This is a genomic window from Rhodoferax sp. (assembly GCF_034520025.1).
GTDB lineage: Bacteria > Pseudomonadota > Gammaproteobacteria > Burkholderiales > Burkholderiaceae_C > Allorhodoferax.
Genome location: NZ_JAXHNZ010000002.1, coordinates 934,291 through 957,534 on the forward strand (window position 1 = coordinate 934,291; position 23,244 = coordinate 957,534).

At 56.6% G+C, this 23,244-nt stretch carries 17 protein-coding genes and 4 tRNA genes; 7 read left to right on the forward strand and 14 right to left on the reverse strand.

What is annotated here, in order from left to right; all coding sequences use genetic code 11:
• Position 1: 1 nt before the first annotated feature.
• Together kdsB and adk are read left to right on the forward strand one after the other, a co-directional pair.
• Positions 2 to 766, forward strand: coding sequence for a 3-deoxy-manno-octulosonate cytidylyltransferase (kdsB, locus tag U5L73_RS12715; RefSeq protein WP_322562698.1), 765 nt, complete (start codon positions 2 to 4; stop codon positions 764 to 766).
• 141 nt (positions 767 to 907) lie between these two features.
• On the forward strand, positions 908 to 1,564 hold the full coding sequence (adk, locus tag U5L73_RS12720; RefSeq protein WP_322562699.1) for an adenylate kinase: 657 nt from the start codon (positions 908 to 910) through the stop codon (positions 1,562 to 1,564).
• Positions 1,565 to 1,605: 41 nt separating this feature from the next.
• Here the strand turns inward: adk and U5L73_RS12725 are convergent, their stop codons facing one another.
• Positions 1,606 to 2,583: an asparaginase gene (locus U5L73_RS12725; protein ID WP_322562700.1), complete on the reverse strand. Its 978-nt coding sequence runs from the start codon at positions 2,581 to 2,583 to the stop codon at positions 1,606 to 1,608.
• Between the two features lie 105 nt (positions 2,584 to 2,688).
• Here U5L73_RS12725 and lexA point away from each other — a divergent pair, with 105 nt between their 5' ends.
• Together lexA and U5L73_RS12735 are read left to right on the forward strand one after the other, a co-directional pair.
• Positions 2,689 to 3,363 carry a transcriptional repressor LexA gene (gene lexA / locus U5L73_RS12730; RefSeq protein ID WP_322562701.1) on the forward strand — a complete coding sequence of 225 codons (675 nt, stop codon included), beginning with the start codon at positions 2,689 to 2,691 and terminating at the stop codon, positions 3,361 to 3,363.
• Positions 3,364 to 3,761: 398 nt separating this feature from the next.
• The gene (locus tag U5L73_RS12735) at positions 3,762 to 4,769 is read left to right on the forward strand and encodes a D-2-hydroxyacid dehydrogenase family protein (RefSeq protein WP_322562702.1); all 1,008 of its coding nucleotides are present in this window, start codon (positions 3,762 to 3,764) and stop codon (positions 4,767 to 4,769) included.
• Positions 4,770 to 4,799: 30 nt separating this feature from the next.
• Here the strand turns inward: U5L73_RS12735 and U5L73_RS12740 are convergent, their stop codons facing one another.
• Positions 4,800 to 6,749, reverse strand: coding sequence for a hypothetical protein (locus U5L73_RS12740; protein ID WP_322562703.1), 1,950 nt, complete (start codon positions 6,747 to 6,749; stop codon positions 4,800 to 4,802).
• A gap of 159 nt (positions 6,750 to 6,908) precedes the next feature.
• Between U5L73_RS12740 and U5L73_RS12745 the strand changes: the two genes are divergently transcribed.
• The 3 genes from U5L73_RS12745 to U5L73_RS12755 are packed head-to-tail and all read left to right on the forward strand — an operon-like array spanning position 6,909 to position 10,053.
• Positions 6,909 to 7,628 (forward strand): Crp/Fnr family transcriptional regulator, encoded by a 720-nt coding sequence (locus tag U5L73_RS12745; RefSeq protein ID WP_322563509.1) that lies wholly within the window; start codon positions 6,909 to 6,911, stop codon positions 7,626 to 7,628.
• Positions 7,629 to 7,648: 20 nt separating this feature from the next.
• Positions 7,649 to 8,734, forward strand: a complete 1,086-nt coding sequence (locus tag U5L73_RS12750) for a phosphotransferase family protein (RefSeq protein WP_322562704.1) — start codon at positions 7,649 to 7,651, stop codon at positions 8,732 to 8,734.
• A gap of 44 nt (positions 8,735 to 8,778) precedes the next feature.
• A complete protein-coding gene (locus U5L73_RS12755) occupies positions 8,779 to 10,053 on the forward strand; it encodes an acyl-CoA dehydrogenase family protein (RefSeq protein WP_322562705.1) in 1,275 nt (424 codons plus the stop codon).
• 90 nt (positions 10,054 to 10,143) lie between these two features.
• Here the strand turns inward: U5L73_RS12755 and U5L73_RS12760 are convergent, their stop codons facing one another.
• From U5L73_RS12760 to U5L73_RS12815, 12 genes are all read right to left on the reverse strand, one after another.
• Positions 10,144 to 11,379 carry an HD-GYP domain-containing protein gene (locus tag U5L73_RS12760; RefSeq protein WP_322562706.1) on the reverse strand — a complete coding sequence of 412 codons (1,236 nt, stop codon included), beginning with the start codon at positions 11,377 to 11,379 and terminating at the stop codon, positions 10,144 to 10,146.
• Positions 11,380 to 11,490: 111 nt separating this feature from the next.
• Positions 11,491 to 12,117 (reverse strand): DUF6806 family protein, encoded by a 627-nt coding sequence (locus U5L73_RS12765; protein ID WP_322562707.1) that lies wholly within the window; start codon positions 12,115 to 12,117, stop codon positions 11,491 to 11,493.
• Between the two features lie 15 nt (positions 12,118 to 12,132).
• Positions 12,133 to 12,225, reverse strand: a tRNA-Leu gene (locus U5L73_RS12770).
• Between the two features lie 70 nt (positions 12,226 to 12,295).
• A tRNA-Cys gene (locus U5L73_RS12775) sits at positions 12,296 to 12,369 on the reverse strand.
• A 66-nt stretch (positions 12,370 to 12,435) separates the two neighbouring features.
• A tRNA-Gly gene (locus U5L73_RS12780) sits at positions 12,436 to 12,511 on the reverse strand.
• 75 nt (positions 12,512 to 12,586) lie between these two features.
• Positions 12,587 to 15,022 (reverse strand): endopeptidase La, encoded by a 2,436-nt coding sequence (gene lon, locus U5L73_RS12785; RefSeq protein ID WP_322562708.1) that lies wholly within the window; start codon positions 15,020 to 15,022, stop codon positions 12,587 to 12,589.
• Between the two features lie 148 nt (positions 15,023 to 15,170).
• A complete protein-coding gene (gene clpX / locus U5L73_RS12790) occupies positions 15,171 to 16,436 on the reverse strand; it encodes an ATP-dependent Clp protease ATP-binding subunit ClpX (RefSeq protein ID WP_322562709.1) in 1,266 nt (421 codons plus the stop codon).
• Positions 16,437 to 16,538: 102 nt separating this feature from the next.
• Positions 16,539 to 17,168, reverse strand: coding sequence for an ATP-dependent Clp endopeptidase proteolytic subunit ClpP (clpP, locus tag U5L73_RS12795; RefSeq protein ID WP_255413700.1), 630 nt, complete (start codon positions 17,166 to 17,168; stop codon positions 16,539 to 16,541).
• A gap of 135 nt (positions 17,169 to 17,303) precedes the next feature.
• Positions 17,304 to 18,614, reverse strand: coding sequence for a trigger factor (tig, locus tag U5L73_RS12800; protein WP_322562710.1), 1,311 nt, complete (start codon positions 18,612 to 18,614; stop codon positions 17,304 to 17,306).
• Between the two features lie 67 nt (positions 18,615 to 18,681).
• Positions 18,682 to 18,768, reverse strand: a tRNA-Leu gene (locus tag U5L73_RS12805).
• Between the two features lie 111 nt (positions 18,769 to 18,879).
• A complete protein-coding gene (locus tag U5L73_RS12810; protein ID WP_322562711.1) occupies positions 18,880 to 22,026 on the reverse strand; it encodes an efflux RND transporter permease subunit in 3,147 nt (1,048 codons plus the stop codon).
• Positions 22,027 to 22,033: 7 nt separating this feature from the next.
• Positions 22,034 to 23,203 (reverse strand): efflux RND transporter periplasmic adaptor subunit, encoded by a 1,170-nt coding sequence (locus tag U5L73_RS12815; protein ID WP_322562712.1) that lies wholly within the window; start codon positions 23,201 to 23,203, stop codon positions 22,034 to 22,036.
• Between the last annotated feature and the right edge of the window lie 41 nt (positions 23,204 to 23,244).

Genomic DNA, 23,244 nt, shown 5'->3' on the forward strand with positions numbered 1-23,244 from the left:
TATGGCCTACACAGTGCTGATTCCAGCGCGTCTGGCTTCCACCCGTCTGCCCAACAAGCCCTTGGTAGACATCGGCGGGCTGCCGATGGTGGTCCGCGTTGCGGAACGGGTAAAGGCCGGGTTATCGGCCGACGTGCGCGTGGTCGTTGCGGCTGACGACGCCAGCATCCTCAGTGCCTGCCAAGCGCATGGCATCGAGTGCCAGCTCACCCGGGTGGACCACCCCTCAGGCAGTGACCGTCTGGCAGAAGCCTGCAGTCTCTTGGGTCTGGCGGATGACGATATTGTGGTCAATGTGCAAGGGGATGAGCCCTTGATTGATACCTCGCTGGTGTCTGCGGTTGCAAGCCTGCTGGAAACCCACCCGGTTGCCACAATGGGCACCGCCGCACATCCCATCCATGAGGTGGCGGACTTTACGAACCCCAATGTGGTCAAAGTCGTCACCGATTCCGCCGGGTTGGCGATGTACTTCAGCCGCGCACCGATTGTTTGGTGGAGAGATGGATTTGCCCAAGGCATCCACACCCTGCCCGACCCGGCGCCGCTACGCCACGTCGGTATTTACTCCTACCGTGTAGGCTTCTTGCGGACATTTCCTTCCCTGCCACAAGCCCCCATCGAGGTCACCGAGGCCCTGGAGCAGCTCCGCGCCATGTGGCACGGTCACCGCATCGCGGTGCATGTCAGCAAAACTGCGCCAGGCCCCGGTGTTGACACCCCGGAAGACCTCGAACGCGTAAGACGCATCATCCTCGCCAACTGACCGCCCGATACGGTGGCGCGCTGTAAGTTCCGCACCGGTTAGGGCGTGATATTCTCCGAGGCTAATTGCCCGTCCATAAAAAGTGCGCTGACACAAGCGCCCACGGAGACGCGCTGGCTTTTCTTTCAATCCGAGGTATTCATGAGACTGATTCTGTTGGGCGCACCAGGCGCTGGTAAAGGTACGCAAGCGACTTTCATCTGCCAAAAGTACGGAATTCCCCAAATTTCCACCGGCGACATGCTGCGTGCTGCCGTGAAGGCCGGCACACCCTTGGGCCTGCAAGCCCAAGCGGTCATGGCATCCGGCAGACTGGTCAGCGACGAGCTCATCATCAACCTGGTGAAAGAGCGCCTGACCCAGCCCGATTGCGTCAACGGTTTCTTGTTTGACGGATTCCCACGGACCATCCCCCAGGCAGACGCCATGAAGGCCGCTGGCGTTGCTTTGGACTATGTGGTGGAAATCGATGTGCCGTTTGAGGCCATCATTGAGCGCATGAGCGGTCGCCGCTCGCATCCCGCCTCCGGACGTACCTACCACGTGAAGTTCAATCCGCCCAAAGTCGAAGGCCAGGACGACCTCACCGGCGAACCCCTGATCCAACGTGACGACGACAAGGAAGAAACCGTGAAAAAGCGCTTGGAGGTCTACAGCGCCCAAACCCGCCCACTGGTGGAGTACTACTCAACCTGGGCGCAGAACGAGCCTGCGACCGCGCCACGCTACCGTGCCATCAGCGGCATGGGCGATGTGTCCGACATCACCTCACGGGTGCTAGAAGCATTGTCCAAATAAGGGCCGCAAACCTCACGAAAAAGCCGCTTCAGCGGCTTTTTTTACGCCAGTAAGTCGCACATCAATTGCACGCGCGCCTTCACTGCCGAGAGGCCGGGATAAACACGCAAGCCAGTGCCCGGTGCCTCGCTGCGCACCACACCGCCCTGCGCACAGCGACTGGCCAACACAAGCTGCACGCCCAAGCCCGCAGCGCGCACCAGCGCGGCCTGTAGGGCTTCGTTCACTGTTCCGTTACCAGTGCCTGCCACTACCAAGCCTGCCAAGGGCACTGGATCGGTGTCACGGGCATTCAGCACCGCTTGGATCACGTGCGCGCCGGCACCTGCGTAGTTCATCACCACCTCCACTCGGGGGGGGGTGGCATCAACCCACACAGGCAAACGCTGAGCCAGCGAGCTGGATGAAGCGTCTGGCGCGAAAGTCCAACGCACGGCGCCCTCCTCCACCCATCCCATGGGGCCAGCATCGCCTGAGTCAAAGGCATCGACGCGGTAGGTGTGCGCTTTTTGTACATGTTGGGCCGCATGCACAGCTCCCGCACACACAACCATCACACCCCCGGCCGCAGGATGGAGGGCGACAGACACAGCATCCAGAACGTTCTGCGGTCCATCGGGTGTCGAGGCGCTGGCAGGGCGCATGGCACAGGTCAGCACTACGGGCTTGCCATTGAGGCAATCGGCCAGCGCGAGTTGCAAAAAGTAAGCCGTCTCCTCGATCGTATCGGTGCCATGGGTAATGACAATGCCCGCCACCTCATCGTCTTGAAGGTTGCGTTGACACGCATGGGCCAGTGATTGCCAAACACTCCAGTCCATATCCTTGCTATCGACTTGCGCAATCTGTTCGCTGCCTAACGCGGCCCCTTGGAGTCGCTCAGGCATACCGGCAATTGCGGCCAAGATATCTGCCACAGGAACCTCACCGGCACGGTACCCCACGTTATCGTTTGCATTGCCTGCGCGCCCTGCAATCGTTCCACCTGTGCCCAAAAAAACGACTCGCTTTGTTGCCATTTCCACTGCCCTTGCCAAATTCAAAAAACTGGTTGAAAATACAGTTACTGGATAAGAAAACAGTGTGTATGCACACACAGCCTCTACAGTTACCAAGGAGTCAGTATGCTTGAAAGTCCTAAACTCACAGCCCGGCAACAACAGATTTTTGATCTGATTCAAAGTGCCATTGCGCGTACAGGTGCGCCACCCACGCGGGCAGAAATCGCCAGTGAGCTAGGCTTCAAGTCTGCCAACGCAGCCGAAGAGCATCTGCAGGCCTTGGCCCGCAAAGAAGTTATCGAGTTGGTGAGCGGCACCTCCCGCGGGATTCGCCTCAAAAGCGATGCTCTTCGGTCTATTCAAGAGTCACGGATCAAGCAGTTCTCCCTCCCCCTGCCCGGCCTCGCACAGCTAGCCCTGCCCTTGGTCGGGCGTGTTGCCGCAGGCTCCCCGATCTTGGCGCAAGAACACGTGGACCAAACCTACTACGTAGAAAACAGCCTCTTTCAGCGGCAACCGGATTACTTGCTGAAAGTGCGCGGCATGTCGATGCGGGATGCAGGCATCATGGATGGAGACCTACTGGCGGTTCAGGCGACCAAAGATGCAAAAAATGGTCAGATCATCGTGGCCCGCTTGGGCGAAGAAGTCACCGTCAAGCGCTTTCGCCGCAACAAGCACTTGATCGAGTTGCATGCAGAGAACCCGGATTACCAGACCATTGTGGTGGAGCCCGGTGAGCCTTTCGAAGTCGAAGGTCTTGCCGTTGGCCTGATTCGTAACACGATGTTGATGTGAACAGGAGCACCGTATGACCATCAGCACGCTTGCACTCAGTCTCCTGAGCCAATGGGCTCCGAATCACTGGTTTTCTGCCCCTTCTACGTCACGCTGCATTACCAGCACAAGACGCCCCTTCGCGGCGTCATCCAAGGTGGCTAATACTATCAATTCGATAGCATCCACCGCAACCGTAGCGTGCGCCAGGGCTCCAAAACCTGCACAAACCAGACCATTGCGAATCGTGCGACTTGTCGAACAAGGTCAACCGAGAGCGCACGTCGGAAGAATGGTGATTTCGGGACGCATGGCAGACGTTTGCGCTGAGCTAGATCGGCTAGCAGCCGCTGAAGCTCCATAAATCACACGCTCAGCCGAGCGACTAGGCAGCGTGTCAACAAGGCACAATGTTGGGTATGAACATTGTGATTCTTGACGATTACCAAGATGCGGTTCGCAAATTGGATTGCGCTGCCAAGCTGGATGCCTATCAAGCAAAGGTTTACACCAACACCGTCAAAGGAATTGGCCAGCTCTCAGTGCGCCTCAAGGATGCGGATGTCATTGTTCTGGTGCGAGAACGCACCCAGATTACGCGTGCCCTGGTGGAGAAACTGCCTAGGCTGAAACTGATTGCCCAAACGGGCCGTGTGGGTGCGCACATCGATGTCCAAGCTTGCACTGAGAGAGGCATCGCTGTATGCGAAGGTGTAGGCTCGCCGGTTGCCCCTGCCGAGTTGACCTGGGCCTTGATCATGGCCTCGATGCGGCGCCTGCCCCAGTACATCGGTAACCTCAAACATGGCGCGTGGCAACAATCGGGGCTCAAGGCCGGATCGATGCCGCCGAGCTTTGGGCTCGGAAACGTATTGCGCGGCAAGACCTTGGGAATTTGGGGCTACGGGCGAATCGGCCAACTGGTCGCCGACTTCGGCAAAGCGTTTGGAATGCAGGTAAGCGTCTGGGGGAGCCAAGAGTCTCGAGACAAGGCGGTTCAAAATGGCTACTTGGCCGCCGCAGATAAAGAGTCGTTCTTTGCTGGCAGCGACGTTTTGTCCATCCACCTCCGGCTGTCTGATGCGACTCGGAACATCGTCACAGCGTCAGACTTGGCGAACATGAAGCCCACCGCATTGTTCGTGAACACCTCTAGGGCTGAGCTGGTTGAAACTGACGCACTCACTGGTGCTTTGAATCGAGGACGGCCCGGCCTGGCGGCGGTCGATGTGTTTGAGGCGGAACCCATCCTTCAAGGCCACGCATTGCTTCGGCTGGAAAACTGCATCTGCACCCCCCACATCGGTTATGTGGAGCAAGACAGCTACGAAATGTATTTCAGTGCAGCTTTTGACAACGTCATCAATTACATCAAAGGCACACCCAGCAATATCGTCAACCCGGGCGCCCTTCAAGTTCGACGCTGAACACCGCCCCTCACGACCGCGGGAGGGAAATCACGGACCGCTTTTTTTTCCATCCAGCGGAGGCAGATCAAAGTCGATTAAGTTGTCGACCTCTGAAGCAGCTGCCTTCTGAAAGTCCTCTGTGATGTCGAGCTCGAAATCTACAGAGTTGCCCGATTGATACGCCGAAGGAATGCCAAACGAAACGGGGCCCGGGCCCGTGGGAACTTCGAACGCATTTTCAGACGACAACCTGTTCGCACTGAATGATAGTGGAGCGCCATCCAACGCATGCACCAAGCGATTGCAGACAGCATGCAAGAGCAAGAGTTCTTTGAAGGCTTCCAACTCAAACCGCATATCTGCCTTTGAACCAGACGTGCGTACGAGGTAAGACTCGATGAGCGACAGTGCCTCTTTCGATGGCCAAAGCTTTACGAGCTGGTCACAAATTTCCGGGAAGTTTTCTAAACTGCCTTCGCCCTGATTGAATGACTGGTACTCGGGCACATAGCCTGTAAACACCGCATTGAACTCCCCTCGATAGTGATCGAACTTGTCCTTGCGGCTCAAGGTATGGAATATTTTCAGCAGGTCGATATGAACCATAGGGTTCAAATCAATGGAGTCATTGACGTGCCCCTCCAGCAGGGAGATGGCCTCCTCATACTGCCCAAGAGCCATGAAAAACTCCGCCTGCTGGCGAACGTCGATCATTTCATGGCTGTTCACCGCTCGCAGACTGGAGGGCATGCTCACCGAAAAATCACGCGGATCAGCATAAGCAGATGCTTGGTCTTTGTGCCCATACGCGCTCACCGGCTCGTTGGCGGAAGAAGGGTGTGCTCCAATGTCCAAATCAATATCGACACTGCTGACAGATCCCAGAGAGGTCTGGCTTTCCCCCTTTGGCAAGTGGGACTCGGCACGCTCTTGTTCCGACAAGGATTGGAGGAAGGACGGGGACACCTCCACCGTCTCTGGAATAACCTCAGTCGTCCCGTTGCCGCTCCACCATGCACTACCAGCGTTCGCTTGCTGCGCCTGCCGGCGGAAAAACCATCCGCCGCCTGCCAACAGAAGAAGCAATAGGCCAGAAAGTCCAATCACTACCGGGTTGATGTATTTTTCGCTTTCGGCTCGCTCGACTCGCATCACCAAATCTTGCATCTGCTTTTGGTTCGCCCCGGACGCGTTGCGCAGACTGAGAATGTCAGCCTCCATGCTTTTCAAGCGCGCAGCGTCCTTCAGGATATCTTCAGGCGTCAGGTTTAGAGCGCGCCAAAGAGCCACCGCCTCAGCCCTCTTTTGGGCATCTTCAGTGGGTGTACTCAAAAGCTCCTGCGAAGAGACGAGCACTGGATCACGCTCAACCGTGAGATCCAAGAGCGCCAATTTCAATCTCGGTTTGCTCTTTACAACAGGAGGCTCAAAGACCTGTTTGGCTTGAACAGACGGTGGCGTTCGCGGCGCCTTTGCAGGGCTATCTGCCTTTTTTTCTCTGCTCGGAACGGACCTGACGCTATCCGCATCTGGGATGGAGCCGAGCGCTCCTGGTCGGTTTAAAGCAGAGGGGGCAACCGGCGTCACTTGTGCTGCGACAACCTTGGCGGTTTCACTCACCACGTCCGCGAGTAATACATAGCGGCGTGATGTCTTGGCGCTACATACTGAACGCAAGTTGACGGTCACAACAGGCTCATCGACAGGCAAACGGGCTGCGATGCGCACTTGCCATGTGCGGCCGGCCGCAGGCTCCTCGGAGACCAGCGCTACCTTGCTTTGTTCAACCTTGTTTTCGCCATAAAAAACATCGGCCTCGAAGCAGACGTCGCTAACGTCTTCATCGGCGGCCGCTGAAACCGAAATTGACAAATTGAAGGGCTGCGAAATCAGCGCTGTACCACTCGCACGGCCCAACGTCAGGGCCTCGGAGCCCAGCGATGCAACAAGCAACATGGCGCCAAGCGCACAGCTTTTAATTTTGAAAACAGATTTCATTGTTACAAATGATTCTCGCACAAGTCCTACAAACGACGGAGGCCCGCTCCACCTGCTGAGTCGCTAGACACACAGGAGACAACGGCCACTCCAGCGATCGCAATGACAAACGACAATCTGACCCTCGGCATTCGCTCCCCTGCCCACTCAAGACACCTTATGGACGAACCCATTCTTACGATTGAAGAACGATCTGCCATCAATGCAGGCCGGTGGTTTTCGAGCCTCTCGCCTTCGCTCAAGCATGATATTTTGCGGTGCGCCTATGTAAAGCGCTACCGCGATGGGGATTTGATAGCGGCGCGCGGTGAGCCACCCGAGGAGTGGATCGCATGCGCCAAAGGCGCAGTGAGGGTCAGCTCCACCTCCATTTCTGGAAAGCAAATAACGCTCACCTACGTTGAGCCGGGCATCTGGTTCGGTGACGTTGCTATTTTTGATGGCGACCGCCGCACTCATGATGCCTATGCGCATGGAGACAGCACCGTGCTGTGCGTCGCCAAAGCGGATTTCAAGAAAATACTCGCCACGCATGTCGAACTCTACGAGGCAATGCTCCGCTTGCATGCCCGCCGCATCCGCCAACTCTACGGGCTTGTCGAAGACCTCAACACCCTGCCACTCCGCGCTCGCCTTGCCAAGCAGCTTCTACACCTCGTACGAAGCTACGGAGTTCCTTCGTTGAGCGATGGCAGCGAAGTTCGAATTGGCCTGCAACTGGCGCAAGAAGAGCTGGCCCAATTGCTTGGGGCATCCCGTCAGCGCGTCAACCAGGAACTCAAAGCGATGGAGCGTGAAGAAGCGATTCGCATTGAACCAGGTGGTTTGGTAATTCGCGACCGTGCGGCACTGATGCGCATCATTGATTCCGACCTATAGCCCGAAGGGAGCCATCCGCCATGACCCAGTTTGACCAATTTGTGGGAACACGAAGCGTGGGGGTAGCCCACACCATCGACGAAGCTGCGCTGGAACAGTGGCTGTTCGGCCATGTGGGTGGCTATCAAGGCCCGCTGAGGGTGGAAATGTTCAAAGGTGGGCAGTCCAACCCGACTTATAAGCTGATCACGCCCTCGCGAAGCTATGTCATGCGGGCCAAACCGGGTCCGGTGGCCAAACTCCTTCCCTCCGCCCATGCCATAGAGCGCGAGTTCGCCGTGATGCAGGGACTACGGGGTAGTGAAGTCCCCGTCCCCGAGATGATCTGTCTGTGCGAGGACGAAAGCATCATCGGCAGAGCCTTCTATGTCATGGAGTTCATCCAGGGTCGGGTCATGTGGGACCAGTCCTTACCCGGAATGACAACCGGCGAGCGGGCCGACATTTACGACGAAATGAACCGGGTGATTTCTGCCCTGCACACTGTCAAATTTCAAGAGCGCGGCTTGGCCGCGTATGGAAAGCCGGGTAACTACTTCGAGCGACAAATCGGACGCTGGAGCAAGCAATACATTGCTTCCGTCACCCAGGCAATTCCCGAAATGGACCGCCTGATGGAGTGGTTGCCAGCCAACATCCCGGCGATGGCGCGAAACGACAATATGGTGAGCGTGGTGCATGGAGACTATCGGCTCGACAACTTGATGTTCGAAAGCGACGCGCCCAAGGTCATTGGTGTACTCGACTGGGAACTGTCCACGCTCGGCCACCCCTTGGCGGACTTCAGCTACCACTGCATGGCTTGGCATATTCCACCGGGCGACTTCCGGGGAATAGGAGGTCTCGACCTGAAGGCTTTGGGCATCCCCTCTGAACATGATTACATCGCTAGGTACTGTGATCGAACGGGCTTGGCTACGCCTGCGCAGTTGCAGGACGACTGGAGCTTCTACATGGCCTACAACATGTTCCGCATCGCTGCCATCCTCCAAGGCATTGCCAAACGTGTCGAAGCGGGTACCGCATCCAGCCCTCAGGCCATGGCCTCTGCAGCCGGTGCGAGGCCCCTTGCACAAATGGCCTGGAAATTTGCGGCTCGCGCCTGATACCTGCCCCCAACTCACTCAGCCACAACCCAACGGAGAACCCCATGGACTTTGACTACTCGCCGAAAACCCAAGCGCTGCAAAAACGTCTGCTTCAGTTCATGGAGGACCACATCTATCCTGCTGAGACCGCGTACCACGAGGAAATCGCGGCCAATACGGCGGCAGGCAAGCGCTGGACGCCTCTGCAAACCATTGAGGCGCTGAAGCTCAAGGCTCAAGAGGCAGGCCTTTGGAATCTTTTCATGCCAGTTGATAGTGCCGAAGCGGCCGGCTTCCACGGTGCAGGACTAACCAACCAGGAATACGCACCACTTGCTGAGATCATGGGTCGGGTGATGTGGTCGAGTGAGGTATTCAACTGCTCAGCACCCGACACCGGCAACATGGAAACGATTGCACGCTACGGATCGGAAGAAGCCAAGCAACGGTGGCTAAAGCCGCTCATGGCAGGACACATCCGGTCCGCCTTTGCGATGACTGAACCCGCTGTTGCCTCGAGTGATGCCACCAACATTGAAACAAGCATCATGCGGGACGGCGATGATTACGTCATCAACGGTCGCAAATGGTGGATATCCGGCGCTGGTGATCCACGTTGCGCGGTCTACATCACCATGGGTAAGACTGACCCGACAGCGCCGCGCCATTCACAACAAAGCATGATTTTGGTACCGGCGGACACCCCTGGCATCAAAATCATCAGGCCATTGAACGTCTTTGGCTATGACGATGCACCACACGGCCATATGGAAATGGTCTTTGAGAATGTGCGAGTGCCCACAAGCAGCATCCTCTTGGGAGAAGGTCGCGGGTTTGAAATCGCACAGGGTCGCCTCGGCCCCGGCCGCATCCACCACTGCATGCGCCTCATCGGTCTTGCAGAGCGCGCCTTGGAGTTGATGTGCAAGCGGGCTAGTTCACGCATTGCATTTAGCAAACCCGTCGCTGCCCAAACGGTGACGCAAGAACGCATCGCGGAAGCCCGGTGCAAGATCGATATGGCGCGCCTGCTGACACTCAAAGCCGCGTGGATGATGGATATGGGCGGAAACAAGTTCGCAAAAACAGAGATCGCCATGATCAAGGTGGTAGCACCCAATATGGCCTGCGAAGTCATCGATTGGGCTATGCAGGCCCATGGCGGCGGCGGCATGTGCGACGATTTTCCGTTGGCTTACTCTTACACCTGTGCGCGTACGCTGCGGTTTGCCGATGGCCCAGATGAAGTCCACCGCAACGCCATCGCAAAGATGGAGCTGGGCAAGTACTCGGTTGCGAGCGCACCCGTAGAAATGCCGATCACTCGCGGCTGCTGATAACAACAGAGCGCGGCAACCGCCGCGCTCTGTTATTGATAGCAAGACCCGCAATATTTGCCAGAGCTAGGCACCGAAATTACGTAATTCTTAGTAGTTCCCTGATGTTCCCGACCAGAGCTCATCCAGATCAGCGAACTTCCATTTGGCAGGCTCTTCTCTGCTCACAATCTTCTCGGTAGTCCCGGGCCTCGACAGATCGACAACCTCTGGCAGGATGCGCATTTGGGACTTGGTTGAGTAAAAAACCTTCACGCAAGGGGTTGTCAACGATTTGGCGGTTTGCTCTACTACCACCCCTAAGCGCCCGGAGCTGAGCCTCACCAGCGACCCAATCGGATAGATACCAAGGCTTTTCACAAACGCCTGAAACACTTTGCCGTCAAAGTGCCCGCTCGCCCACTCCGCCATTTTTCGAAGTGACTCAGCAGGATCCCATCCCGCTTTGTAGGGACGGTTGGAAGTAATGGCGTCATACACATCACACACGGCGCCCATTTTTGCAAAAAGGCTGATTTCATCGCCTTTGAGGCCATGCGGATAACCAGATCCATCCATTTTTTCGTGATGGTGGAGACACACATCCATCACAACCGGGTCTGCCCCGCCACCGTTTTGCAATAAACGATAGCCCTCTTCGGGATGCGTTTTGATAATGGAAAACTCTGCCTCGGTCAGCTTGCCCGGCTTGTTCAACACGCTCATGGGCATGGCTGCCTTGCCGAGGTCGTGCATCAGGCCGGCAAGGCCTGCGGAGCGGGTCTCTTCTTCACTCAGGCCGAGCTGCTTTGCCAAGGCCACCATCATTGCGCAAACCGCCACCGAGTGCATGTAGGTGTAGTCATCGGCTGTCTTAAGGCGAGCCAAGCTGATCAGTGCATCTGGATTGCGCGACACCGAATCAGCAATCTCTTGTACGAGCTGCTTTGCACCGCCACTATCCACCGTCTTGCCCATACGGGCTTCCTCGAACATCGACAGGACAGCAGCCCGCGACTGGTTGCATATCTTCGCGGCCCGTGCTAACTCCTGCTGAGTAGACACCGGTGCGATGTCCCTGTGCACGGCTACTTCCTGCTGGAGTTCAGCATCTACGGCCTCCTCAGTCTCCACCTCAGAGGCGACCGACTCTCCGGGCGCCACATCCAGTCCTTTGCTGCAGTCAATCCAGACCTCACGGATGGCGCTCGCACGGATCGTAACCAAGTCCTTGGGGTCGGTGATAACAAACCCGGTGCGCCAAAAAGGATGGTCCATCCAAGAGCCGCAAAACTCTTTCAGATGCATGCCAATAACCAACTGATCGACTGTAATTTTTTTTAGCATAGGAACCTATAGCCTACCGCTTTCCAGCGAATCCAGTTGGGGAATTTAGGCGCCAAAAACAGTCACACCGCAGCGCGAAGTAAGCGCACCCAGAACCTCTAGCGTGGCCTGTTAATGCAAGTGCCGCGGCTTTCTGCCGCCCCCATGACCGGAGGATGAGCCTCCCGAGCCGCGGGGCGGTTTCCCGATTTCCAAAGAATTCACGAGATCATCGAACCTCTGGGCAAACAACTTGTCGATTTCAGAAACGACACCGCCCAATTCGGCGCCGTCAAAATGACGTTCCATCAAATTGACCATGTCCTGCACTAGGATGTCGCGCTGAACTTGCATGATGGCAGCAGGGTCCGGCCCCACAAAAAGCATCACAAAATCATCTCTCGACTCGGAGCCGGGCGGGCCCTCTTCCTCGTCGAACTCCGCATCATAAAAAGTAACCTCTATAGCCGCGCCGGCCGAGGCGAGGTCATTCAGATTCATGCACACCTCATCCAGAGTCTGCCGAAAATCATCATCACCAGGCACCGTCCAGCACATTTGCAAAATATGTTCGTGCGGATTGAGATGAATACCGGGCTCGTCCTCGTAGCTGCTCTTGGCAGCATCGGCGAGTGATTTTGAACCCGCGTAACGCCAAAGTGGCTTGAGAGCATCTTGGAGTTGGAGGTAAGTGACCTCCGGCCGCAACACGACTTGGCCGTGGACGTGAATTTCAAACGAGGCGTTGAATCGTGACATAAGACTTGAATGAAATGGTGCCTGAGACCGGAATCGAACCGGTACGCCCGTTATCCACGAAGCGGCGGATTTTAAGTCCGATGTGTCTACCTATTTCACCACTCAGGCACAGGTGTCTATTGTCAAACAAAAATGCCCTACCAACCGGGGTTGACAGGGCATTTTGACCAGATAAATCTGGAGGCGCGGTCCGGAGTCGAACCGGACTAACCGGATTTGCAATCCGGGGCATAACCGCTTTGCTACCGCGCCACTAACCGATTCTGCTGGCTAACAACAGAATAAAAAAGGGAAGCTTGTGCTTCCCTTTTTCGGAATTGGAGCGGGAAAAGAGTCTCGAACTCTCGACCTCAACCTTGGCAAGGTTGCGCTCTACCAACTGAGCTATTCCCGCGTTTCAAGCCTCAAATTATAGCGTGATTTTTTACATCAAGTCCAAAACCGAAAACTTTTTAAAGAGGAACTGCCTTCAATGCTTCACCGGAGTTGCCAGAGCATCATTTGACACTTCCGCAACCGCAGGGGACACAGGCTCTTCGTCCGGTAGCGGCACTGGTTGAGATACCAAGGCCAACTCAAGAACCTTATCAATCCATCGCACAGGCACGATTTCCAACCCGTCTTTGACATTCGCGGGAATATCCTGCAAGTCTTTAGCGTTTTGCTCTGGAATCAGCACGGTCCTAATTCCGCCGCGCAGTGCAGCAAGCAGTTTTTCTTTCAAGCCGCCGATCTCTGTCACTTCGCCGCGCAGTGTAATCTCGCCAGTCATGGCGACATCACCGCGGACGGGAATACCGGTCAACGCTGAAACAAAGGCAGTCGCCATGGCCGCTCCGGCGCTGGGCCCGTCCTTGGGAGTCGCTCCATCGGGTACATGGATGTGAATGTCTTTTTTCTCAAACGTTTCATCCTTGATACCCAACCTGCGTGCCCTGCTGCGAACCACCGTGCGAGCAGCTTCCACAGACTCCTTCATGACGTCACCGAGTGAACCCGTCCTAGTAATAATGCCCTTACCAGGTGTCAGTGCAGCCTCGATCGTCAACAAATCGCCACCGACCTCCGTCCAAGCAAGACCGACCACTTGACCCACTTGATCTTGCTCTTCGGCTCGACCGTAGGTGTAGCGACGAACACCTAGAAAATCGTTCAAGTTGTCGGCGGTTACGACGACTTGTGCTTCCATCTTCTTGAGCAAAAGACCCTTGACCACTTTGCGGCAAATCTTGGAGAGTTCGCGCTCCAAAGAACGCACCCCGGCCTCGCGGGTGTAGTACCGGACGATGTCGCGCACCGCACTCTCGGCCACCGAGAGCTCGGTCTCCTTCACACCATTGTTCTTCATCTGCTTTGGTAGCAGGTAAGTGATGGCAATATTGGTCTTTTCGTCTTCGGTATAGCCCGACAGTCGGATAACTTCCATTCGGTCCAGCAGAGCCGGAGGAATGTTCATGGAGTTAGACGTCGCGACAAACATCACGTCACTCAAGTCGTAGTCCACTTCGACATAGTGATCGCCAAATTTGCTGTTTTGCTCAGGATCCAACACCTCGAGCAAGGCGCTACTCGGGTCACCGCGGAAGTCAGTTCCCAGCTTATCGATCTCGTCAAGCAAGAACAAGGGATTGCGGGTTCCGACTTTGGAGAGGCTTTGCAGGACTTTCCCAGGCATCGCACCAATATAAGTCCGACGGTGACCGCGGATTTCGGCTTCGTCACGCATGCCACCCAAGGCCATACGAACGTACTTACGTCCTGTTGCTTTCGCAATACTCTGCCCCAGCGAGGTTTTACCGACCCCAGGAGGGCCTACCAAGCACAAAATCGGCGCCTTGACCTTGTCGACCCGTTGTTGAACTGCAAGATATTCCAGGATGCGGTCTTTGACCTTGTCGAGACCATAGTGGTCTTCGTTCAGCACATTCTCTGCATTGAGCAGGTTGTGCTTGATCTTTGTCTTTGCAGACCAAGGCAATCCTGTCAAAACCTCAATGTAGTTCCGGACTACCGTGGCCTCTGCGGACATAGGCGACATAAGCTTGAGCTTTTTGAGCTCAGCTTCTGCTTTCTTCAAAGCTTCTTTCGGCATTTTTGCCGATTTGATCTTCTTCTCGATCTCTTCGATGTCCGCACCGTCTTCGCCTTCTCCAAGTTCCTTTTGGATGGCTTTGACCTGCTCGTTCAGGTAGAAATCCCGCTGGTTTTTCTCCATTTGCCGCTTGACCCGGCCGCGGATCTTCTTGTCCACATTCAATATGTCGACCTCATGCTCGATTTGCTCGAACAAACTCTCCAAACGATCCTTGACCTCCGGCAAACCTAAAATGGCTTGTTTGCTATCCAGCTTTAACGGGAGATGAGCCGCAATCGTGTCAGCCAGACGCCCCGGGTCATCGATGCTGGAAATCGACGTGAGTATTTCGGGCGGAATTTTTTTGTTGAGCTTCACGTATTGGTCAAACTGCTGCATCACCGCGCGGCGCAGTGCCTCTACCTCACTGCCGGCTTTGCGGCTGGCGTCTGTCACTGCCGCAGGCATCTCTATGGGGGTGATGTTGGCGGTGAAGTGGGACTCACCTTCGGCAATGCTGTTTACCGTAGCACGTTGATGGCCTTCCACCAGCACTTTGACGGTGCCGTCGGGCAGCTTCAGCATCTGCAAAATAGTGGACACACAGCCCACATCGAACATATCCGACACTAACGGATCGTCTTTGGCGGCCGCTTTCTGGGCCACCAGCATGATGCGACGCTCTGCCTCCATAGCGGCCTCAAGCGCTTTGATACTTTTCGGGCGTCCTACAAATAGAGGGATCACCATGTGCGGGAAAACCACCACGTCCCGCAGAGGCAGGAGAGGAAGCTCTAGAGGGGAAGCAGGCAAGGGAATATGGCCAGACATAGGAAAACCTTTACGTTACCTGTTGAATATGGACCGGATTGCCCGGATTACAAGTACGAGCCCATTATGAAAACGCATTGCTCACACCAAGCGGTCTTGAATGCCCCCAAACACCTCACTTATCCGATGAATGGGGGCAGATTCCGGTTTACGCCTTCTTGGCAGTTTCGCGGTAGACCATCAACGGAGGTTTATTTTCTTCAATGGTCGATTCATCGACCACGACGCGCTCTACGTTGCCAGCATTGGGCAGTTCGTACATGGTGTCGATCAACGATTGCTCCAAGATGGAGCGCAGACCTCGGGCACCGGTTTTGCGCACCAGTGCACGCCTGGCAATCGCCTTCAAAGCAGCCGGGCGGATCTCCAACTCAGCACCTTCCATGGCCAGGAGCTTGGCATATTGCTTAACCAGCGCATTTTTGGGCTCAGTCAAAATCTGCACCAAGGCATCTTCCGTCAGTTCCGCGAGCGTCGCCACGACGGGCATCCGCCCCACTAGCTCAGGAATCAAACCAAACTTGATCAAATCTTCAGGTTCAACTTCCTTGAACACCTCAGTCAGGGAACGCTGCTGCTTGCTCTTCACTGCCGCTCCGAAACCGATACCCGAAGACTCAGTCCGGTTACCGATCACTTTTTCAAGCCCAGCAAACGCGCCGCCGCAAATAAACAGGATGTTGGTAGTGTCAATTTGCACAAAATCCTGGTTCGGATGCTTGCGTCCGCCCTGGGGAGGAACGCTTGCCATGGTGCCTTCAATCAGCTTCAGCAGCGCTTGCTGGACGCCTTCACCCGACACATCTCGCGTAATCGAAGGGTTGTCCGACTTGCGGGAAATCTTGTCGATCTCATCGATGTACACGATGCCACGCTGTGCCCGTTCGACGTCGTAATTGCAGCTTTGCAGCAACTTCAACACGATATTTTCAACGTCCTCACCGACATAGCCGGCTTCGGTGAGCGTGGTAGCGTCGGCCATAACGAAGGGCACATCCAACATACGAGCGAGCGTTTGCGCCAGCAGCGTCTTGCCGGAACCGGTAGGCCCAATCAGCAAGATGTTGCTTTTTGCGAGTTCGACATCGTCCTTTTTTGCCTTTTCTTTGTGCTTCAGACGTTTGTAGTGGTTGTAAACCGCCACTGCCAAGGTACGCTTTGCCGGCTCTTGACCGATAACATAGTTATCTAGGTTAGCTTTGATATCGGCCGGAGTGGGCAGATCAGACTTCGACTCTTTATTCTCAGTAGTCGCTGGCAACTCATCACGGATGATTTCATTGCAAAGGTCAATGCATTCGTCGCACACAAATACAGACGGTCCAGCAATGAGTTTCTTCACCTCATGCTGACTCTTCCCGCAAAAAGAGCAGTACAGGGTTTTTTCGCTGGTTGAGCCTTTTTTCTCGGCCATGGATGTGTGCCTTTTTTCGCTAAGTTAAGCAATGATAACCAAATGAAAACGGTGCATCTCCGCAGGAGAGGCACCGTCTTGGAGGGAACTGCGCCGGCCGTATCAGGGGCGCTTGGCGATCACTTGATCGACCAGGCCGTATTCCTTGGCCTCGTCTGCCGACAGGTAGTAGTCACGCTCTGTATCGCGCTCAATCTTCTCCAAGGGCTGACCGGTACGCTCGGCCAAAATCTTGTTCAACTGCTCGCGGGTCTTCAAAATCTCGCGGGCGTGAATCTCGATTTCCGTAGCTTGACCCTGGGTTCCACCCAAAGGTTGATGGATCATGACCTTGGAATTGGGCAAAGAGAAGCGCTTGCCTTTGGCACCAGCTGCCAACAGGAAGGCACCCATGCTCGCCGCCATGCCGGTACACAAGGTGGACACGTCAGGCTTGATGAAATTCATGGTGTCATAGATCGCCATACCGGCGCTCACAGAGCCGCCGGGGGAGTTGATGTAGAAAGAAATGTCCTTGTCAGGATTCTCGCTTTCCAGGAACAGCAACTGCGCCACTACCAAGTTGGCAGTCTGGTCATTGACCGGTCCGACCAGAAAAATAACGCGCTCTTTCAGCAGACGGGAATAAATGTCGTATGAACGCTCGCCACGTCCCGATTGCTCGATGACCATGGGCACCATACCCAAAGCCTGGGTTTCCATTGCGCCGGACATTCCGTATTTGACGTTCATAAGCTCTCCAAAATGTAGGGGGTAACTGTACCGAAAAAGACAAGCCCAAAAAGCAAATGGGGCTTAGCCGCAGGACTGCAAGTCCCGCGCAAGCCCCATTTCGCTGCGACGCACAGAATGCGCCTGCGCCTGCCCTTAGTTCTGGCCCATCAATTCGTCGAAGGACACAGCCTTGTCAGTCACTTTGGCCTTGGCCAAGATGTACTCGGTCACGTTGTTTTCAATCACAACCGCTTCCACTTCCGCCATACGACGGTTGTCGCCGTAATACCAACGGATCACGTCGGCTGGCTTCTCGTAGCTGGCTGCCAGTTCTTCGACGTGGGCCTTGATTTGCTCAGGCTTGGCGGCCAGGTCATTGGAGCGAACCAATTCAGCCACTACCAGACCCAAACGCACGCGACGCTCGGCTTGTGGTCGGAAGATGTCGTCAGGGATCGGCGCCTTGTCGGCATCCTTGATGCCGCGCTGCTTGAGGTCTGCACGAGCGCTTTCAACCATGCGGTCCAACTCAGCTTGCACGCTGGACTTGGGCAAATCGAGCTCAGCCTTGGCGACCAATGCGTCCATCGCGGCTTGCTTGTTGCGAGCCAGCAAGCGATGCTTGACTTCACGCTCAAGGTTCTTGCGGATGTCAGCGCGCAGCGCCTCCACGGTGCCTTCGGCGATACCCAAGGACTTGGCCAAGTCTGCGTTAACTTCAGGCAGGTTGGCGGCTTCGAGCTTCTTCAGGGTGACCAGGAAGTCGGCTGTCTTGCCAGCCACGTCTTTACCGTGGTAGTCCGCAGGGAAAGCCAAGGGGAAAGTCTTGCTTTCGCCGGACTTCATGCCACGGGTTGCGTCTTCAAATTCCTTCAGCATCTGGCCATCGCCCAGAATGAACTGGAAGTCAGAAGCCTTGCCGCCGGCGAAAGGTTCGCCGTCGATCTTGCCTTCGAAATCTACCGTCACGCGGTCTGTATCTTGGGCTGCGATGTCCTGTGCGCGCTGCGCAAAGGTACGACGCTGCTTGCGCAAAATTTCAATGGTCTTGTCGATGGCCTCGTCGGTCACATCGGCAGTCAGCTTTTCGACTTCGGCACCTGCCAAGTCAGCGATTTTGACTTCTGGGAAAACTTCGAAAATCGCGTCAAAAGCCATTTGGCCTTCAGGCGAAGTTTCGCTCTCAGAAATTTTGGGCTGGCCCGCAACGCGCAGCTTGGCTTCGTTAGCTGCGGTAGCAAATGCCTCGCCCACTTTGTCGTTCATCACTTCGTAGTGAACCGAGTAGCCGTAACGCTGGGACACCACGTTCATTGGCACTTTGCCAGAACGGAAACCATCCATCTTGACGGTGCGCGCCAACTTGCGAAGACGGCTGTCAACTTCGGTCTGGATCACGCCCACAGGCAGTGTCAGCGTGATCTTGCGCTCCAGCTTCTCCAGAGTCTCTACAGTAACGGCCATCGTCTACTCCTAATATTTGATTGGCAGGACTTTTACCTGCGGGCATCGCATCGATGCATTTCTAAGTTGGTGCGCGGGGGGGGACTCGAACCCCCACAGTGTTGCCACCGTCAGGACCTAAACCTGGTGCGTCTACCAATTTCGCCACCCGCGCAAAAAACAAAACTCGGGGGCCGGACTCATTCGTGAACATTGCTCACAACAACCCAGCCACCCGTTTGAAATCAGTAAGCCCGCTATTTTAACCTGCAAGCGGGCCCCACTTTCAGGTCAGCGCAGGATTCTCGCGTTTTACCCGGAACCACGCGGCATACATGGCGGGCAAAGCCAACAATGTCAGGACCGTTGCCACGATAAGGCCGCCCATGATCGCCACGGCCATCGGCCCCCAGAAAACCGAGCGAGACAGCGGGATCATAGCCAGCACAGCCGCCGCAGCGGTGAGCACAATGGGGCGCAACCGTCGCACCGCAGACTCCACAATCGCGTCCCACGCAGGAATGCCTGCCGCCCTGTCCTGCTCAATCTGGTCGATCAGGATCACCGAGTTGCGCTGGATCATTCCCATCAGGGCAATCACCCCCAGCAGCGCAACAAAACCAAAGGGCCGCCCCATAAGAATGAGTGCACCGGCCACACCGGCAATACCCAGGGGACCGGTAATGAATACCAGCAATGACCGGCTAAAGCTTTGCAATTGCAGCATCAACAAGGTGAACGTCAAGAACAACATCACAGGCACACCGGCCACGATGGACGCCGAGCCTTTGGAACTCTCTTCTACCGCGCCCGCCACTTCAATGCGGTAGCCGTTGATGCCCTTGGCGGCCCATTGCGCTTCCAGCTCTTTCATCTTGGGCTGCAGTTCGGCGGTCACAGTGGCGCCTTGCAAGCCTTCGACCATATCGCTTTGCACGGTGATGGCGTAGTCGCGGTTTTCACGCCACATCACGCCGGGCTCCCAGGTGAATACCGGTTTGGCGATCTGGGTGATCGGGATCGACTTGCCGCTGCTCGTTGGCAGATACGCATTGGCAATATCGGTGATGGCGTTGCGCTCATCCAAAGGCTGGCGCAACACAATGTCTATCAGTTTGTCGCCTTCGCGGTACTGCCCCACTGTGGTACCCATGGACAGGGTTTTGGCCGCTTGCGCAATGCTCTGGCTGCTAACGCCCAAGGCGCGTGCTTTGTCTTGGTCCACCTCCAAGCGGAGCACCTTGACTGACTCATTCCAGTTGTCGTTCACCCCGCGGGTGTTGCTACTCTGGCGCATGACGGCTTTGACCTCGTCTGCGCGGTCGCGCAAAACCAATGGATCCGAACCCACCACTCGGAACTGCACTGGGTAAGGCACCGGTGGCCCGTTCGGCAGGAGCTTGACGCGGCCCCGCACCTCGGGAAACTCTGCTGCCAGCAAGGCCGGGAGCTTTACACGCAAAGACTCACGCACCTTCAAGTCCACCGGCATGATGATGAACTGGGACACGTTGGTCTGCGGGAACACCTGGTCGAGTGGCAAGTAGAACCGCGGCACGCCGGACCCGATCCAGGTGCTCACCGCTGACACGCCGGGCTCTTGCATCAGGCGGGCTTCCACCCGTTGGGTCACGGCCTGGTTATTGGCAAAGGAGGTCCCTTCCGGGAACCAGATATCCACCAAGACCTCGGGTCGACTGGAATCCGGGAAAAACTGCTGCTGCACCTTGCCCATGCCCACGATACCAAGCGCGAACACCAGAATCGTCCCACCAATCGTCATCCATCGGTGCTGTACACACCAGTTCACCGTGCGGCGGAAGGTGTTGTAGAACGGCGTGTCAAAGTGCTCCTGGTGTGCGGATTCACCCCCATGGTGGTCGTGGCTCTTGAGCAGCAGGGTTCCCAAATAGGGCACAAAGTACACCGACACAAACCAGCTCAAAATCAGGGCCAGCACTGTCACCGCAAAAATGGCGTAGGTGTACTCGCCAGTCACTGACTTAGCCATACCGATAGGCAGAAAGCCCACGGCAGTGATAAGCGTACCGGTCAGCATCGGCATGGCGGTAACTTCGTAGGCAAAGGTCGCGGCCCGCACCTTGTCGTAGCCCTCTTCCATCTTGCGGACCATCATTTCCACCGCAATGATCGCGTCATCCACCAGCAAGCCCAGCGCAATGATGAGCGAGCCGAGTGAAATCTTGTGCAAGCCGATGCCCCAGTAATACATGCCCAAAAAGGTCACGGCCAACACCAGCGGAATCGTGATGCCGACCACCAGGCCAGGGCGCACATCCAGCGTCCAGCGCTTCCAGAAAGGCTGCCCGGCCTTGGTGTGCAGACCCAAGGCAATAAAGCTCACCGCCAGCACGATGACCACCGCTTCAATCAACACCTTGACGAACTCGTTGACCGAGCTGGACACCGATTTGGGTTGGTCTTGCAACTGCACCAACTTGATGCCCGCGGGAAGCGTTTTCTCAATACCAACAAAGGTTTTTTCTAGCGCGCGGCCCAAGGCAATGATGTCGCCGCCCTTGGCCATGGAGACCCCGAGTGCAATCACCTCTTTGCCCTGGTGGTGCACCTTCACGGACGGCGGATCCACATAGCCTTTACCGATCGTGGCAATGTCTTTCAGGCGGAACTGGTTGCCACTGGCGCCGCGAATCGGCATGTCTGCCAATTGCTGCACCGCATTGAACTGGCCACCCACCCGCACTTGCACGACGTCCAAGGGGGTTTGCACCGCACCCGCGGACTCCACCGCGTTCTGCTGGCCGAGCTGGGCCAGCACCTGGTTGAAATCCAGGCCCAACTGGGCCAAGCGCTTTTGCGAGATCTCGATGTACAGCTTTTCGTCTTGCGCGCCGAACAACTCCACTTTGGCCACGTCCGGCACCCGCAACAGGCGCTGGCGCACATCGTCGGCCAGCGTTTTGAGTTCCGCGTAGTTAAAGCCTTCGCCTTCCAGGGCATAGATCACGCCATACACATCGCCGAAGTCGTCGTTAAAGAATGGACCCACCACGCCTTGGGGCAAGGTGCCCCGCATGTCGCCGATCTTTTTGCGCACGCTGTACCAGACGTTGGGCACCTCGCTGCCCTTGCTGGAGTCTTTGATCTGGAAAATGATCTGCGACTCGCCGGGCTTGGAGTAGCTGCGGATTTTGTCGGCGTATTGCACCTCTTGCAGGGTGCGCTCCAACTTGTCGGTAACCTGCTCGGCCACCTGCTGGGCTGTCGCCCCCGGCCAATAGGTGCGGACCACCATGGCGCGGAAGGTAAAGGGCGGGTCTTCATCCTGCCCAAGCTGAAAGTAAGCCGCAGCCCCCAAGAGCATGAGCACGATCATCAGGTAGCGGGTCAGCGCCGAATGCTCCAGCGCCCATTTGGAGAGGTTAAACCCCTTGCTAGGTTCTTGCATCATGGTCGCCTCACTTGGCCACAGCGGCGCTGGCAGCTGCAGCAGCGGGCGCTACAGAATCCATAGCTGCTGGCGCAGACGCTACGGGCGCTACAGCACCTTTTGGCTGATAAACAGTGACCTTCTGGCCGGGCGACAGCACATGCACACCGGCAACTACCACCTGCATACCCGGGGTCAGGCCCTGGGTGATGACCGCATCGTTCCCGTCGGCCGTGGCTACCACCACCGGCTGGGACTTCACCGTCATGCTGGCGGTATCCAGCACCCAGACACTGCTACCGGAGCCAGACTTCAGCAAGGCGGTGGTTGGCAGCTTGATGACCTGCACCGCGCCACGATCGAGCGACTTGGGCACGACCGACACCGTCGTACCCAAGGGCAAAGCGTCTTTTCCATCCAGCGCCACCTTGACGGTAAAGGTGCGGGTCACCGGGTCGGCGCTGGCCGCGACTTCGCGCACCGAGCCCTCCAATACCGACCTGCTGGCCCAGACACGAACCTCCACTTTGGAGCCGGTCTTAATCATAGCCACCTTGTCTTCCGGCACCGAGAACACCACATCGCGCGGGCCGTCCTGGGCAATCTGCACCACCGGCGTACCGGCTGCCACCACCTGGCCGACCTCTGCAGTCACTGCAGTCACGACACCGGACACGTCTGCTACCAGCGTGGTGTAGCCGGCTTGATTGCCTTGGCTATTGAGCTGGGCTTGCGCTTGCTCCAGCTGGGCTTGGGCCGCTTTGAGGGCGGCATCGCGGCGCTCCAGCTCCGCACCACTGATGAAGTTTTGGTCGCGCAACTCCTTGTAGCGCTTGTGGTCCGCAGCTGCGAGATCGCGGTTGGTTTGGGCCGCAGCCACCTGGGCGCGGGCTGCATCGGCCGCGAGTTTGTAGTCTTGGGGGTCCAGCTGGGCGATCACTTGGCCCGCTTTGACTGTTTGGCCGAGATCGACCGCACGGCGCACTACCTTGCCACCCACCCGGAAGCCCAGGCGCGATTCCACGCGGGCGCGCACATCGGCTGAAAACTCCAGGCTCGACTGAATGCTGCCCGCCCCTACCGTCATCAACTTGACGGCGCGAACGGGCTCCTCAGGAGGCGCAGGTTTGGAGCACGCAGCCAGCAACAAGGCACTGAGCAAAACCGGCGTCGCTTTCAGGATGAATCGTGGAGACATGGTGACAGGGTGGGGGTAAGGTTGAAACGGAGAGGCCCCAA